Genomic DNA, 13,042 nt, shown 5'->3' on the forward strand with positions numbered 1-13,042 from the left:
GATGCGGCAGTGTGCTGTGGCGAATCAACGGCTGTGGTCCCAGTCGGCCAGGTCCGCGGCCGCCGTGTAGGTCTCCCGCAGGAAGGCGAGGAGGGTCGCGTCGGGGTCGGCCGACTCGGCCACCGTCTCGTACGGGAGCACGCATTCCTGCAGGTTCTTGTCGTAGAACTCGGCCGTGCGCTCCGGATAACCGGCCGGCTCCGGATAGGCGTACGCGTAGAAGGCGCCCTCCGCGCCGCCGCCCGGCCAGAAGCCGAAGCTGGCGAGCTCGTGCGAGTAACCCTCGTGCATCACCCACGGCGGGCAGTTGGGCGCGCCACCCGGGTGCTGCGGGGCGACCTCGCCGGAGAAGCGGGTGTAGGCCAGATCCATCGCGCCCCAGAAGAAGTGGACCGGGCTCGCCTTGCCCACGAACTCGGACCGGAACCGGCCCAGCACGCGCTCGGCCTGCAGCAGCTGACGCCAGAACAGCTGGGCCGCGGCCCCGTCGTACGAGCAGTTCCGGTCGTCCTCGGCGAACGGGATGGCCACCTCGACCTCGTTCGGCACCGGGTGGATGTCCGGGTTCAGGCCCAGCTCGGCCAGCGCCGCGAGCGTCTCGCGATAGAACGTCGCCACCGTCTTCGGCTCGAGGGCCACCTCGCGGGCGCCGCCGTTGCTGGTGCGGATGTGCAGCCGGTGCTGGACGAAGTCGAACTCCATGTCGAGGACGCCGTCCGCGTACGGAACGCTCGACGTGCTCAGGCCACGCGCCGTCGGATAGAGCGTGACGTGCCACCAGTGGTTGACCGGTGGTGCGTACGCCATCCGGATCTTCCCGACGATCTGGGTCCACATGTGCAGGGTGTCGCGGGTCTCGGTCCAGTCGGCGACCCGCAGCCGCGGCCAGGCGGCGCTCACAGCGACTTCACGTGGTCGTGGCCGACGGCGGCGTCACCGGACAGGCTGCGCAACGGGTCGGGCGCGGCGATCACCGGGAAGCGCTTGTCGAGCAGCCGCCGGATCACCCCGCTCCAGCTGGCCGATTCGGCGAACGCGCCGTGGACCAGAACGATGGTCGGTTTCAAGACAGCTCCTTTCGCTGTCCCCCACCCAAAACCATGTTCCCGCCACCAGGTCAAGCCGGGGCCGTTGGCCGGGACCATATGATGAGGCGTGGCTTGGAGCACCCGGGAACTCGCGGACCTCGCCGGCACCACCGTGAACACCGTGCGGCACTACCACCGGCTCGGCCTGCTCGACGAGCCGGTGCGCAAGAACAACGGCTACAAGGAGTACGGCGTCGAGCACCTCGTCTGCCTGCTTCGGATCCGCCGCCTCGTCGAGCTCGGGGTGCCCCTGTCCGAGGTCGGCGTGGCCCGGACCAGCGGCGACGTGCCGCCCGAGGTGCTGCGCCAGGTCGACGGTCAGCTCGCGGCCGAGATCGAGCGGCTGCAACGGGCCCGCTCCGACATCGCGGCCATCCTGCGCGACGGCGGGCCGGCCGACTCCCCCGCCGGCTTCGGGGCCGTAGCGCCCCGCCTGTCCGAGGCCGACACATCGCTCATCCACGTCTACACCCGGCTCTACGACGACGACGCCCTCAAAGACCTGCGGCGCATGGTCGAGACCGACACCGACCCGGTCAACGCCGAGCTGGACGCCCTGCCGGCCGACGCCGACGAGGCGACCCGGCAGGACCTCGCCGAGCGCCTCGCCCCCGTCATCGCGGGCAATCTCACCGACTACCCGTGGCTGAACGATCCGGCCGCCCGGCTGATCCGGGGCGAGCAGGCCTCCATGCAGACGTTCGTCGACGCGGTGGTCTCGCTCTACAACGCCGCGCAGATCGACGTGCTCACCCGGGCCAGCCTGCTCGCCCACGAACAACTACGGCCCGAGGGTTAACCGGCCCGGCACGAGGTGTCCCGGGTCGGCATCCGGCCCTCGACCAACCAGTCTGTGGCGATATCGAGCGCGCAGGCGTTGGTGTGGATCATGAACACGCCGTGCCCGCTCTCCTCGGCCGTCACCAGCTTGGCCCGCGCGCCGAACTTCTCGCGCAGCAGCTTCGCGCCGGCCCACGGGGTGACCGGGTCGAGGCGGTTCTGCAGGATCAGGATGTTGGCCGGGCCGGTGGCGTCGGCCCGCACCGGCGGCTCGTACGGCTCGTACTTCCAGAAGGCGCACGGTGTGATGTTGGCGGTCGCGGCGCCGTACAGCGGGTAGCGCTCACGGTCCTCGGCCACGCCCCGGCGATAGGTCGCCACGTCCTCCGGCCAATTGACGTCGTTGCAGGTGGTGGCCAGGAAGGCCGTGAACGCCGTGTCCTGGGGGTTCGGCGTGGCCGCGGCCTTCGGGGCCGGGCCGGGGGCGGGGTTGGCGTACGTCTGCCAGAGGCGCGCGGTCCGCCCGTACGACATCTCGCTGAACAGGCCCGCGAAGACGAGGTAGCGGAAGACGGCGCCGTCCGCCCCGTCGGGCGCGGGCGTCCGGTCGAGTCGTCCGGCGGTCCGCAGGAAGTTCTGCCGGACCTGCTGCGGGGTCCGGCCCAGGCCGTACGCGTCGTGCCGGTCGGCCAGCCACCGGGCGAAGTGGGGGAACGTCTGCTCGAAGCCGAGCCCGTACCGCCGCATGCCGGCCCGGTCGAGATGGGTGTCGCCGACGATGCTGTCGAGCACGATCCGGTCCGTGGTCTTCGGGAACAGCGAGACGAACGCCGCCCCGAGCGCCGAGCCGTAGGACCCGCCGTAGAAGTTGGCCTTCTTCTCCCCGAGCGCGGCGCGGACCCGATCCAGGTCGCGAGCCGTGTTGGCCGTGGAGATGTGCCGCAGCCGGCCGTCCTTGTCGTTGGCGGCGCACTTGTCGGCCACCTGCTTGGCGATCGCGGCCTGCTTCGTCACGGCGGCGTCGTCGACGGCGTAGGGCGGGATGTTGGCCCAGTACGGGTTTTCGAGCGTGAAGCCGCAGCTCACCCGCGCCGAGCCGCCGACGCCTCGGGTGTCCATGCCGATCAGGTCGTACGCGTCGGTGACGGTGGTCGGCAGCCCTCGGCTGATCAGGAAGGCGCCCTGATCGATACCGATGCCGCCCGGCCCGCCCGGATTGAGCAGCAGGATGCCGCGCCGCTGGGCCGGATTCGTGCTGGCGACCTTCGAGATCATGATGTCGATCTGCTCACCGCCCGGCTCCCGGTAGTCCAGCGGCACCGGGATCTTCGCGCACTGCACGGCGACCGGCGCCGGCATGACCACCTCCGCGGGACACGCTTCCCACTTCACCTCGGGTGCGGCCTCCCTGGCCATCGCGGCCGGCCCCACCGCGACAAACGCGCCGAGCAGGCCGATCACCCCCGCCAGGACGGCACTACGCCTTCGATACATGTCCAGCCTCCGGTTCATCGTCAGCGTGCGTATCGATGCGACACCGTGTTGCCGGAACATGGTCAAGCTAAGAAGATCCAAACATTGCTCTGTGAGAGTGCCCGGCATGTCGCACAGAACGCGTTCCGCCCTGTTGACCGTCGCCCTCGTGCTCGCGCTGGCCGGCTGTGCCGGCGGCGCCGGCGAGAAGGAGGCGCCGCCGGTGGCCACCCTGCGGAGCGCCGCCGCTCCCGCCTCCGGTCAACCGGCGGGTGGTGAGCGCCCGGTGTATCCGATGGATGCCACTCCCGACCAGGTCGAGGCCATGGCCAAGCCCTGGGCCGACTGTCTGAGGAAGAAGGGCGTCAAGAAGCCGGGCGAGGCCCTGGGGCTGCTGCAGAAGGGCGGCACCGCCGAGGATCTGAAGCTGATCGGCAGTCAGGGTGACGCCGACGCCTGGAAGGCCTGCGAGGCCAAGCAGCCGGAGTCGTTCGAGCAGCATCAGCTGCGCACCAGCCCGACCGAGTTCAAGGACAACCAGCGCGAGTGGTACCGGTGTGCCCAGGCCGCGGGGTACAAGCTGACCGCCCCCGACCCGGTCACCGGCCAGTTCGGCATCACCGAGGTCGGCCCGAACGGCGACTTCGGATCGGAGAAGATGCAGGAGTGCCGTCGCCAGGCGTTCGCGGACTGACCCCTGGCGGGCCCCGGTTAGGGTCGTCGCCGTGAGTGCGTATCTGCTGGTGGCGGAGGATGACCGCGGACAGGCCGAGGTGCTCCGGCGCTACCTGAGCGCCGAGGGCTACGACACTGTGGTCGTGCACGACGGGCGGGCGGCGCTGGACCAGGTGCGGCGGCGCCGGCCCGACCTGCTCGTGCTGGACGTCATGATGCCGGGCCTGGACGGCCTGACCGTGGCCCGGGTGCTGCGGGCGGAGTCGACGGTCCCCATCCTGATGCTGACCGCCCGGGCCGGCGAGGACGACCTGCTGGCCGGCCTGGACGGCGGCGCCGACGACTACCTGACCAAGCCGTACAGCCCGCGCGAGTTGACCGCGCGGGCCCGCGCGCTGCTGCGGCGCACCCGTGGGCGTACGGAAGAACTGGTTCTGACCGTGGGCCGGCTCGTGGTCGACGTGGCCCGGCACCAGGTCGAGGCCGACGGCAACCCGGTGAGCTGTACGCCCGGCGAGTTCGCGATCCTGGCCGCGATGGCCGAGCAGCCCGACCGTGTGTTCACCCGGGCCCAACTGCTGGAGCGGACCCGGGGCGTGGAACGGGACTCGGTCGAGCGCAGCATCGACGTGCATGTGCTCAACCTGCGCCGCAAGATCGAACCGAACCCGAAGCGACCGGCCCGGCTGGTCACGGTGTACGGCATCGGCTACAAGCTGACCGCGGGCCCGGCGTGAGCCGCGTCCCGCCGCACCGGAGTCTGATCCTCCGCCTGCTCGTGACCTCGGTGACGATCGCCATCGCCGCCGTCGTGGCCACGTCGTGGCTGGCCGCGCGGTCGACCTCGCAGACGATCCGGCAGGAGATCGGGCAGTCGCTGAGCGACGACAAGAGCGTGTACGACGAACTGCTCACCTACGCCGCCACCCACAAGGACTGGTCCGGCGTCCGGCCGCTGGTCGCCGACCGGGCGCACAAGCTGGGCCGGCGGATCACGCTGATGACCGAGAACCGCCAGGTCATCGTCGACTCGACGACCGGTCCGTCGCTGGACCTGGCCCGGCCCTCGGCCGGTGTCGACCCGCTGGGGGTGGATCTGGCGCTCACCGGGCGGACCGAGCGCATCGATCCCCGGGTGGTCGGCCCGTACCGGCCGACGGCGGCGGAACAGAAAGAGTTGCGACGGCAGCTCGACGAGTCGCTCGAGTGCGTCCGCAGCTTCGGCAGCGAGGCGATCGTCACCACCGGTCCGCACGGGCGCCCGAAACTCGCCATCACCCGGATGACCAAAGAGCCGTACCTGTGCCAGCTCGTCCCCGAGCTGACCCGGAGCGAGCGGGGCCCGTTCGAGAGCCTGCGCAAGCTCGTCGCCGCCTGTGCCGACGAGCCCGACGTGACGCTCACACCTGATCTGATCGTCACGGTTGTCGACCCGGTCAAGGGCGTACCGGTCCCGGATCGGACCGAGCGGGCCGCCCAATGCCTCGACGGGGCCCGGTACACCCAGCTCAAGCCGTACGTCGCCCCGACCGCACTGCTCTTCGTGACCGACCCCGGGAATCCGGTCGCACCGGCCGCGTCGCCGTTCTCCCGCCAGAACCTCGTCCGTACGGGCACCACGACCGCGATCGTGCTGGTCCTCGCCGTGCTCGTCACCGTCGTGGTCGGCGGGCGGCTGGTCCGGCCGCTGCGGGCCCTGACCGAGGCTGCCCGCCAGCCGTCCGGCTACAAGCGGGTGCCGGTGACCGGCAAGGACGAGATCGGCTATCTGGCCACCGCGCTCAACGAGCTGGCCGAGCGCCGGGAGCGGTCCGAGGAGCAGCGCAAGGCCATGGTCAACGATGTCGCCCACGAACTGCGCAACCCGCTGACCAACATCCGGAGCTGGCTCGAGGCGGTGCAGGACGGCCTGGCCACGGTCGACGGCCCGCTGCTGACGCGGCTGCACGACGAGACCGTGCACCTGCAGCACATCGTCGACGACCTGCGCGACCTGGCCGCCGCGGACGCCGGCAGCCTGCGCATGCACCCCGAGCCGATGTACCTGGACGACGCGATCGAGCAGGTCGCCGACGTGCACCAGCCGAGCGCCGCCGCGGCCGGAGTGTCGCTGACGACCTCGTTCACCGGTGACCCCGAGGTGGTGGCCGACCCGCTGCGGCTGCGCCAGCTCGTCGGCAACCTGCTGTCGAACGCGATCCGGCACAGCGGTCCGGGCGGCACGGTCACGGTGCGGGCCTCGGCCGGCGCGGGCCGGATGACGATCGCGGTGGCCGACACCGGCGCCGGGATCGCGGCCGAGGACCTGCCCCGGGTGTTCGACCGGTTCTGGCGGGCCGACGAGTCCCGCACCCGCTCCACCGGCGGCAGCGGGCTGGGCCTGCCGATCGCCCGCAAGATAGCCGAGGCGCACGGCGGCGGCCTCACGGCCGAGAGCACCCCGGGCGAAGGCGCGACGTTCACGGCCACGCTGACGAATCGTGGTGACACCTAACAACTTCCTGATCTCGAGGACCCATCATCGGCCGTCATGAGCAAGAGCCGACGACTGCCGCTCGTCCTCGCGGTGGTCCTGACAATGAGCGCGACTGCGGTCGCCGGCTGGTGGGCCTGGGGCCGCCCCGGCCCCGGCGACCCCGCGCCACCACCACCGCCGTCGCTGGCCACGGCCGAGATAGTGCGGCAGGACATGTCCACCGACGTCGCCCTGTCCGGGGTCCTCGGGCACGGCCTCACCCGCCCGGTCAAGGGCGGCCGGCCCGGCATTGTCACCTGGTTGCCCGCCTCGGGCGCGACGCTGAAGCGGGGCGCGACGCTCTACCGCGTCGACGACCAGCCAGTGCCTGTCTTCTACGGGAGCACCCCGCTGTTCCGCCCCCTCGACCGGCTCCACATCGTCGGACGCGACGTGCGGGTGGTGGCCGAGAACCTCGAAGCCCTGGGGTACGAGGTGGGGCGGCGTTACCGAGCCGGCCAGCGGGTCCGGCAGACGCCGCCGACGCCCCCGGGCGCCTCGGCTCCACCGGCCACGTACGTCGAGGTCCGGACGGGCGAGGACGTGCTCACCGCCGCGCTCGTCCGGGCCATCGGGCGCTGGCGGGTGGACGCCGGGCTGCCCGCCTCGAACGTTCTGGGCATCGGCGACGTCGCGGTGCTGCGCGGAGCGGTACGCGTGGCCAGCACCACGGCCCAGGTTGGGGACGAGGCCGAGGGGTTGCTGATGATGGTCACCACGACCGGCAAGGTGGTCACCGTCGAGGCCGAAGTCGCCGCGGCCACCGCCCTGAAGCGGGGCGTCAAGGTCCGGGTACGCCTACCTGACGACCGGACCCTGCCCGGGAAGGTCAGCCTGGTCTCGACCGCGGTGACCGACGACCCGGAGGGCCCGGCCAAGCTCACGGTGACCATCACGCTCGACGATCCGGCTGCGGCCGCCCGGCTCGACGCGGCGCCGGTCGAGGTGGTGTTTCCCGGTCGTACCCGCGGTGACGTCCTCGCCGCACCCGTCGGCGCGCTGGTCGCCTTGGCCGAGGGAGGCTACGCCGTCCAGGTGGCCGGCGGCGGCCTGGTCGCGGTGAAGACCGGCCTCTTCGCCGGCGGGCTGGTCGAGGTCAGCGGGGCCGGCGTCGCCGAGGGCACCCGGGTGGTGACGACGTCATGACGCCGGTCCTTGCCGTACGCGACGTCAGCATGGTCTATCCCGGCGGGGTCACCGCCCTCGACCACGTCTCGCTGACCATCGGGGAGGGTGACCTGCTGGGCATCGTCGGCCCGTCCGGATCGGGAAAGTCCACTTTGCTCAACGTCATGGGCACCCTGGACCGCCCGACCTCGGGCACCGTGCTGGTCGGCGGGGCCGACGTGGCCGGGCTGTCCGACCGCCGGCTGTCCGAACTGCGGGGCCGGCGGCTCGGCTTCGTGTTCCAGCAGTTCCACCTCAGCAGCGCGCTCACCGCGGCCGAGAACGTGGCCACCGGGCTGCTCTACGCCGGGGTGCCGCGGCGGCGCCGGCGCCCGATGGCGTTGGAGGCGCTGGACCGGGTCGGCCTGGCCCACCGCGTCGATCACCGTCCGCACCAGCTGTCGGGCGGCGAGCGGCAGCGGGTGGCCATCGCCCGCGCCGTGGTCAACGACCCGGCCCTGGTGCTGGCGGACGAGCCGACCGGCGCGCTCGACACCCGTACGGGCCAGGCCGTTCTTGATCTGTTGCGGAAGTTGAACGCCGAGGGCGCCTCGATCGCCGTCATCACCCACGATCGCGACATCGCCGCCGCCCTGCCGCGCCGGGTCGAGATCCGCGACGGCCGCCTGGTGGCCGATCGGTGAGACTCAACCCGCTCGACCTGATGGCCCTCGGGCTGCTCGGGGTGCGTACCCGGCGCCTGCGAGCCGTCCTGTCCGCGCTGGGCATCGCGATCGGCATCGCCACCATGGTGGTGGTGACCGGCATCCCGGCCTCCAGCAACGCCGCCCTGCAACGCGACCTGGCCGCGCTCGGCGCCGACATGCTGCAGGTCGTGCCGGCCCAGCAGGACCCGCCGGTCACATTCCCGGCCGAATCGGTGGGCATGGTCCGGCGGATCGGGCCCGTGGCCACGGTCAGCGCCGTCGCCGGCACGAGCGCCCTGGTCCGCCGCTCGGACCGGGTCGACCCGGCCGACGGCTCCGCGCTGACCGTGCGGGCCACCGAGCCCGACCTCCTGCACGTGCTGGACGCACGGATCCGGGCCGGGCACTGGCTCACCGCGGCCGAGCAGCGGTACCCGGCCGTGGTGCTGGGCTCGGTGGCCGCCGTACGCCTGGGCTTCGACACCCCGGGACAGCAGGTGATCATCGCCGACCGCTGGTTCACGGTGACCGGCATCCTGGACACGGTGCCGCTGGCCCCCGACATCGACCGGTCCGTGCTGGTCGGCTGGGAATCGGCCCGGACCACGCTCGGCTACGAGGGCGGTCCCACCATCATTTACGTACGGGCGCAGGAGGACTCGGTGGAGGCCGTCCGAGCCGTGCTGCCGGACACGGTGCATCCGGAACGGCCCGATCAGGTCACCGTCACGCGCCCCTCGGACGCCCTGGCCGCCAAGCGGGCCACCGAATCGGCGTTCTCCGTGCTCATGCTCGGGCTGGCCGCCGTGGCCCTGCTGGTCGGCGGGGTCGGCGTGGCCAACACGATGGTGATCTCGGTGCTGGAACGCCGCTCCGAGATCGGCCTGCGCCGGGCCCTGGGCAGCAGCCGCGGTCAGATCCGGACCCAGTTCCTGACCGAGGCGATCGTGCTCTCCGCGCTCGGGGGCACGGGCGGCGTCGCCCTGGGCCTGGCCGCCACGATCGCGTACGCCGCCCACCAGGACTGGCCGCTGGTCGTGCCGCTGCCGGCGTTGCTGGCCGGGCTGGCCGGCTCGGTCGTGGTCGGGGTGGTGGCCGGCGTGTATCCGTCGGTCCACGCGGCGCGGCTGACGCCGACCGAGGCCCTCGCCGCATGAAAAGCGCCCGGGTTCGCAGGGAACCCGGGCGCTTCATGAATGGTCAGCGCGCGAGCGGCTGACCCTGCTTGTCGGTGAACTTGCCGACGGCGATCATGATGAAGTCGATCAGCGTCCAGACGCCGAAGCCGCCCAGGGTGATCAGCATGAGGATGCCGGTGCCGATCTTGCCGACGTAGAAGCGGTGCACGCCGAGAACACCGACGAAGAAGCTGAGCAGCAGGGCGACGATCCAGGCCTTCTGGCCGGTCGCAGCAGCGGTCGTGGCAGTCATATGTGATTCCGTTCTTCGATATGCGTGAAAAAGCTGCCGCACCATAGCGAACGTCGATGTCCGCGCACAACGCGGGTGGGCTCCTCAGGTGCCGGCCAGCGAGCCGCCGATCCCGCCGACGCTGAAATGCTTGTTGAGCGTGGCGAAGACGATGATCGGGGGCAGCATCATGATCACGGCCAGGGCCATGACCGATCCCCAGTCGGTGCCGTTCTGCTGGAAGAACGTCTGGACGCCGATCGGCAGGGTGAACCTCTCCTGCGAGCGCAGGAACACGATGGCCACGAGGTAGTCGTTCCACGAGACCAGGAACGTGAAGATCGCCGTCGACAGCAGCCCGGGCAGCGAGTTGCGCAGCACGATCCGGGTGAAGCCGGTGAACAGCGACGCCCCGTCGATCCAGGCCGCCTCCTCGAGCGACACCGGTATCGAGTCGATGTAGGCGGCCATCATCCAGATCGCCACCGACATCGACGCTCCGACGTAGACGATGCCCAGGCCGACCAGGTTGTCGACCAGCCCGACCCGGGCGAACAGGATGAACAGCGGGATCACGGCCGTGATCACCGGCAGCGACTGCACGACGAACAGCAGCAGCGAGTACGTCGACACGGCCCGGCTGCGGCCGCGCGACAACACGTACCCGGCCGGCGCCGCCACCGCGACCGAGACGGCCACCGTGGCCAGCGTGACCCCCAGGCTGTTGCCCAGCCAGGTCAGGGTCGGGATGTCGGTGAGGACGTGGGTGAAGTTGGCCAGGCCGAACGCGGCCCGGCTGCCCGAGGCCACGCCGGGGCGCAGCGACAGGATCAGCACCGCCGCCACCGGCACGAGAACGACGGCAGTGATCAACAGGATCGCCGCGAAGCGCCACCACCGGCCGCGGTCGGGACTCATACGTGCGCCTTTCTGATCTGCCGGTACAGGGCCACGGACACCACGACCAGGCTCGCGGTCATCACGAAGGCGATGGCCACCCCCGGGCCGACCTGGAAGTTCTGGAACACCGTGCGGTACGAGAGGACGACCAGCGAGGTGGTGGCGTCGACCGGCCCGCCCCCGGTGAGCAGGAAGATGGTCGGGAAGTCGTTGACACAGAAGATCGTCATGAGGATCCACGAGATGTACGTGGACCGGCTGATCATCGGCAGCGTGATGTGCCGGAACTGCTGCCAGCGGGTGGCCCCGTCGACGTCGGCGGCCTCGTAGACCGTGCGGTCGACACCGGCCAGGGCCGCGCCGATCAGCATCATCATGAACGGGACGCTGATCCACACCTTGAAGACGCACACCGTGACCTTGGCCAGCACCGGGTCGGCCAGGAACAGCGGCGTCCCCAGCCCGAGGGCCTGGGCCAGGCTCGGCAACGGGCTCTGCGGGGTGGCGACCAGCCAGTTCCACGCCGTCGAGGACACGACGACCGGCACCACCCACGGCAACAACAGCAACGTCTTGAAGACCGTACGGCCGGGAATGCGGGTCCGCAGCAGCAGGGCCAGCCCCAGACCGCCCAGCCAGCTGCCGAACACCCCGACCACGGTGAAGATCAGCGTGAACTGCACCGAGCGCCAGAAGGCCGGGCTGGTCAGCGTCGCCCGGTAGTTCTCGAAGCCGACGTAGTCCCCCGCGTTGATCAGCGAGCCGTCACGGACCGACTGCAACGCGGCGTAGACCAGCGGATAGGCGTTGATCAGCAGCAACAGGACCAGCGACGGGGCCACCAGCACCAGCAGCGTCCGCCGGGCCCGGCGCGGTTTTCGCGTACGAGCCACCTCGGTCTTCGGACAGGCCGCGGTCAGCGTCACTTGACGATCGCCTCGAGCGCCTTCTGCAGGCTCTCCAGCGCCGGCTTCGGGTCCTGGCCGGCCAGCACCGTCTGCGCGAACTGGGTGATCGGCTGGCTGGAGTCGACCGCGGCCAGCCCGCCGAACAGGGTCGGCGAGTTGGCCGCGAACGTCTTGGCCACCGGGGCCCACTCGGCGATGATCTTCGCCTTCTGCTTCTGGGCCTGGAACTCGGGCAGGGCGACGATCGACTTCAGCACCGGCAGACCCGCGACCACGTTCTGCTGCCAAAGCGTCTTCATGTTCTTGATGTAGTAGGACAGGAACGCCTCGGAGCCCTCTTGGGACGGAGTGTCGGCGTACATCATGATGTTGTTCTGGAAGACGAGACCCGCTTTGGCGCCGCTCGGACCGGTCAGCGGGCCCATCACCTGCAGGTCGCCGTCGGTCTCGCCGGTGTCGGTGTCCAGCCCCGCGGTGTGGATGCCCATCGCGACCCTCTTGTTGCGCCACTGCGTGATCAGGTTGTCGGTCGTGTAGCTGATCGACGCGGGGTCGACCGCCTTGGCCTTGACCAGATCCTGGACGAAGCGCATGGCCTCGAGGTTGGCCTCGGTGACGACCTCGACCTTGCCGTCGGCGTTGAACAGGCCGCCGCCGTTGTTCAGCATCATCAGGTGCAGGCCCTGGCTGCCGAGGTTGTTGCCGGCGCCCGCCCCGGTGCCGAACCCGAACAGCTTCCGCCCGGCCAGCGTCCGGCAGGCGGTCAGAAGTTCGTCCCATGTGGTCGGCACCTTGACACCGGCCGCGTCGAGCAGGGACTTGCGGTACCACCAGATCCGGAAGTCGAGCTGCCACGGCACCGCCGCGTATCCCTTGGCCGTCTTCATCGCGTCCAGCTGGCCGGGCAGGAAGTCATCGAACGTTCCGTCCTGCCGGAACTGGTTGATCACGTTGTCGGCGTACGCGATGGCGCCCTGGTCGGCGAACTGGAACGCCTGGAAACCGCCGCCGGTGCTGACGGCCGGCCCGGTCTTGGAGGCGATGGCCGACGAGAACGTCTGGCTGAAGTTGGCCCATTGCAGGCCCTGGTAGGTCGCCCCGGGCAGGCTGCCCGCCGGCTGATAGGCCTCGGTCAGCTTCTTGGCCGCCGCCGTGTAGTTGGCCTGGCCCCACGGCATGTCCCAGAACTTCAGGGTGCCGCCGTCCCCGCCGCCCGACGCGGATCCGCCGCCGCAGGCCGACAACAGCATTCCGCCACCGACCGCGGCGCCCAGCCCGAGAAAGGCCCGGCGGGAGTAGTTCGTGGTCATCTCTTGCTCCTTCGATCCCAGGTGACGCCGACGCTAGGAGCCGCGGCGTTGTTCAGGTTCGGGACCAGGCACTGAACAACAGGCCCCGAACATCGCCGCTCGTGGGACGAGGGTTAACAGGGCTGGAACACGTCGGATATACAGCAGATTGGTCAATCACGATGGGAGG

The 13,042-nt window shown here is 70.7% G+C and carries 14 protein-coding genes; 7 read left to right on the plus strand and 7 right to left on the minus strand.

The window, feature by feature from the left end:
- Nucleotides 1–24: 24 nt before the first annotated feature.
- Both M1L60_RS25080 and M1L60_RS25085 read right to left on the minus strand, forming a co-directional pair.
- The gene (locus M1L60_RS25080; RefSeq protein WP_253239952.1) at nucleotides 25–900 is read right to left on the minus strand and encodes a DUF5996 family protein; all 876 of its coding nucleotides are present in this window, start codon (nucleotides 898–900) and stop codon (nucleotides 25–27) included.
- On the minus strand, nucleotides 897–1,067 hold the full coding sequence (locus M1L60_RS25085) for a hypothetical protein (RefSeq protein WP_308208538.1): 171 nt from the start codon (nucleotides 1,065–1,067) through the stop codon (nucleotides 897–899). The genes M1L60_RS25080 and M1L60_RS25085 overlap by 4 nt, the downstream gene beginning before the upstream one ends.
- Nucleotides 1,068–1,155: 88 nt before the next feature.
- Between M1L60_RS25085 and M1L60_RS25090 the strand changes: the two genes are divergently transcribed.
- On the plus strand, nucleotides 1,156–1,887 hold the full coding sequence (locus M1L60_RS25090) for a MerR family transcriptional regulator (protein ID WP_253239953.1): 732 nt from the start codon (nucleotides 1,156–1,158) through the stop codon (nucleotides 1,885–1,887).
- Here M1L60_RS25090 and M1L60_RS25095 read toward each other — a convergent pair.
- A complete protein-coding gene (locus M1L60_RS25095; RefSeq protein ID WP_253239954.1) occupies nucleotides 1,884–3,362 on the minus strand; it encodes an alpha/beta hydrolase in 1,479 nt (492 codons plus the stop codon). The genes M1L60_RS25090 and M1L60_RS25095 overlap by 4 nt on opposite strands.
- A gap of 106 nt (nucleotides 3,363–3,468) precedes the next feature.
- Between M1L60_RS25095 and M1L60_RS25100 the strand changes: the two genes are divergently transcribed.
- Genes M1L60_RS25100 through M1L60_RS25125 form a run of 6 tightly spaced genes read left to right on the plus strand, consistent with a single transcriptional unit; the run spans nucleotide 3,469 to nucleotide 9,502 of the window.
- Entirely contained in the window at nucleotides 3,469–4,035 is a 567-nt protein-coding gene (locus M1L60_RS25100) for a hypothetical protein (protein ID WP_253239955.1), read from the plus strand.
- 31 nt (nucleotides 4,036–4,066) lie between these two features.
- Nucleotides 4,067–4,753: a response regulator gene (locus M1L60_RS25105; protein ID WP_253239956.1), complete on the plus strand. Its 687-nt coding sequence runs from the start codon at nucleotides 4,067–4,069 to the stop codon at nucleotides 4,751–4,753.
- The gene (locus M1L60_RS25110) at nucleotides 4,750–6,510 is read left to right on the plus strand and encodes a HAMP domain-containing sensor histidine kinase (protein WP_253239957.1); all 1,761 of its coding nucleotides are present in this window, start codon (nucleotides 4,750–4,752) and stop codon (nucleotides 6,508–6,510) included. The genes M1L60_RS25105 and M1L60_RS25110 overlap by 4 nt, the downstream gene beginning before the upstream one ends.
- A gap of 36 nt (nucleotides 6,511–6,546) precedes the next feature.
- Nucleotides 6,547–7,677, plus strand: a complete 1,131-nt coding sequence (locus M1L60_RS25115) for an efflux RND transporter periplasmic adaptor subunit (protein WP_253239958.1) — start codon at nucleotides 6,547–6,549, stop codon at nucleotides 7,675–7,677.
- Nucleotides 7,674–8,342 carry an ABC transporter ATP-binding protein gene (locus M1L60_RS25120; protein ID WP_253239959.1) on the plus strand — a complete coding sequence of 223 codons (669 nt, stop codon included), beginning with the start codon at nucleotides 7,674–7,676 and terminating at the stop codon, nucleotides 8,340–8,342. The genes M1L60_RS25115 and M1L60_RS25120 overlap by 4 nt, the downstream gene beginning before the upstream one ends.
- Nucleotides 8,339–9,502, plus strand: a complete 1,164-nt coding sequence (locus M1L60_RS25125; RefSeq protein WP_253239960.1) for an ABC transporter permease — start codon at nucleotides 8,339–8,341, stop codon at nucleotides 9,500–9,502. The genes M1L60_RS25120 and M1L60_RS25125 overlap by 4 nt, the downstream gene beginning before the upstream one ends.
- Before the next feature lie 43 nt (nucleotides 9,503–9,545).
- Here M1L60_RS25125 and M1L60_RS25130 read toward each other — a convergent pair whose 3' ends face one another.
- From M1L60_RS25130 to M1L60_RS25145, 4 genes are all read right to left on the minus strand, one after another.
- Nucleotides 9,546–9,776 carry a TM2 domain-containing protein gene (locus M1L60_RS25130; protein ID WP_253239961.1) on the minus strand — a complete coding sequence of 77 codons (231 nt, stop codon included), beginning with the start codon at nucleotides 9,774–9,776 and terminating at the stop codon, nucleotides 9,546–9,548.
- 84 nt (nucleotides 9,777–9,860) lie between these two features.
- A complete protein-coding gene (locus M1L60_RS25135) occupies nucleotides 9,861–10,673 on the minus strand; it encodes a carbohydrate ABC transporter permease (RefSeq protein WP_253239962.1) in 813 nt (270 codons plus the stop codon).
- Complete coding sequence (locus M1L60_RS25140) at nucleotides 10,670–11,581, minus strand: carbohydrate ABC transporter permease (RefSeq protein WP_253239963.1); 912 nt, start codon at nucleotides 11,579–11,581, stop codon at nucleotides 10,670–10,672. Before M1L60_RS25140 ends, M1L60_RS25135 begins: the two co-directional genes overlap by 4 nt.
- Nucleotides 11,578–12,873 carry a type 2 periplasmic-binding domain-containing protein gene (locus M1L60_RS25145; protein WP_253239964.1) on the minus strand — a complete coding sequence of 432 codons (1,296 nt, stop codon included), beginning with the start codon at nucleotides 12,871–12,873 and terminating at the stop codon, nucleotides 11,578–11,580. The genes M1L60_RS25140 and M1L60_RS25145 overlap by 4 nt, the downstream gene beginning before the upstream one ends.
- Nucleotides 12,874–13,042: the final 169 nt, after the last annotated feature.

The sequence above is a fragment of the Paractinoplanes aksuensis genome (assembly GCF_024137025.1).
GTDB lineage: Bacteria > Actinomycetota > Actinomycetes > Mycobacteriales > Micromonosporaceae > Actinoplanes > Actinoplanes aksuensis.

Coding starts and splice junctions, on each gene's coding strand:
- M1L60_RS25095 (WP_253239954.1), bottom strand. CDS start 3,362: ATGTATCGAAGGCGTAGTGCCGTCCTGGCGGGGGTGATCGGCCTGCTC.
- M1L60_RS25100 (WP_253239955.1), top strand. CDS start 3,469: ATGTCGCACAGAACGCGTTCCGCCCTGTTGACCGTCGCCCTCGTGCTC.
- M1L60_RS25115 (WP_253239958.1), top strand. CDS start 6,547: ATGAGCAAGAGCCGACGACTGCCGCTCGTCCTCGCGGTGGTCCTGACA.
- M1L60_RS25120 (WP_253239959.1), top strand. CDS start 7,674: ATGACGCCGGTCCTTGCCGTACGCGACGTCAGCATGGTCTATCCCGGC.
- M1L60_RS25130 (WP_253239961.1), bottom strand. CDS start 9,776: ATGACTGCCACGACCGCTGCTGCGACCGGCCAGAAGGCCTGGATCGTC.
- M1L60_RS25135 (WP_253239962.1), bottom strand. CDS start 10,673: ATGAGTCCCGACCGCGGCCGGTGGTGGCGCTTCGCGGCGATCCTGTTG.
- M1L60_RS25145 (WP_253239964.1), bottom strand. CDS start 12,873: ATGACCACGAACTACTCCCGCCGGGCCTTTCTCGGGCTGGGCGCCGCG.